The organism is Acinetobacter sp. COS3 (genome assembly GCF_000475335.1).
GTDB lineage: Bacteria > Pseudomonadota > Gammaproteobacteria > Pseudomonadales > Moraxellaceae > Acinetobacter > Acinetobacter venetianus.
The window spans coordinates 1-1,274 of sequence record NZ_AXCD01000041.1; the positions used below are offsets into that span (position 1 = coordinate 1).

Consider the following 1,274-nt stretch of genomic DNA (forward strand, 5'->3'; position numbering starts at 1 on the left):
TGATGTGTGCTGAGAAAACAGGAGGTTTTAACTTGGTAAACTATAGACACTCATCAGGAGTTTACCATGAGCAAGAAACAGAAGACTTACACCGCAGAATTTAAAGTTGAAGCAATAAAATTGATTGAAGCCAATCAAGGCAATGTATCGGAAACAGCCAGACAACTTGGCATTTCAATGCAAACTCTTTCAAATTGGAATAATAAAGCAAAGACTGGCACCTTAGCAGGCACTAAACAATATTCACCTGATCTAAATGCCTTACTCGAAGAAAATAAAAAGCTCAAACAACAGCTCAAAACAGCTGAAATGGAACGTGAATTTCTAAAAAAGGCAGCAGCGTACTTTGCGAAAGAAAGTCAGTAAGGTACGCCTATATGAAACAGCAAAGACATTTATTCCCGATTAGCTTTATGGCTAGATTACTTCACGTTTCAGTGTCACGATTTTATGATTGGCTAAAACGAGGCATGAATAAAAGATTGGTTCAGCGAAATCAACAGACAATTTTGGTCAAAATAGCTCATGAGGAAACTAAACAAAGCTATGGCTATATTCGATTAACTAAGCATTTACAAGCGCAAGGTATCAAAATCAGTACGTATGCTGTACGTCAAATAAAAAAGCTCAACCAGCTGTATTGTAAGCGTCATAAGCGTTTCAAAAGAACTACGAAGAGTGATCATAATCGAGCGATCTACGCAAATTTACTAGAGCAACAGTTTTCAATGACTAAGCCCAATCTTGCATGGTCAAGCGATATTACATACATTTGGACTGCTGAAGGTTGGTTATACTTGGCAGCAGTAAAAGACCTGTACACGAAACAAGTGGTTGGCTATAGCTTAAATGAGCGTATGACCGCACAACTTGTTTGCAATGCACTGACTATGGCGATTCGTAATCAAAAACCAACGAAAGGCTTAATTGTTCATTCGGACAGAGGCAGCCAATATTGCAGCCATGAATATCGAAAGATACTGGAAAAATGTGATTTTCAAGGTTCAATGAGCAAACGTGGGGACTGTTACGATAATGCACCGATTGAAAGTTTCTGGGGCATACTCAAGAATGAATTAGTGCATCATTGCAACTATAAAACCAGAGATGAAGCTAAAGCAGATATTACAAAATACATTGTGTTATTTTATAATCAGCGAAGAATTCAAAAGAGTTTGGATTTTAAAACGCCAAATCAAATAGCAGAGAACTTTTATCGGTTAGCTGCCTAGCATATCCCAAGTGAAAGTCTCCTGCTAATTCAGCACATATCA

The 1,274-nt window shown here is 37.8% G+C and carries 1 protein-coding gene; it reads left to right on the forward strand.

Going from position 1 to position 1,274, the window contains the following annotated elements:
* The first annotated feature begins 66 nt into the window (after window positions 1–66).
* Window positions 67–1,232, forward strand: a protein-coding gene (locus IO68_RS29560; RefSeq protein WP_085940850.1) for an IS3-like element ISAba21 family transposase whose coding sequence is annotated in 2 segments (ribosomal slippage) — window positions 67–325 and window positions 325–1,232 — 1,167 coding nt in all. Because the reading frame shifts where the segments join, the coding sequence is not laid out codon by codon here.
* Window positions 1,233–1,274 lie beyond the last annotated feature (42 nt).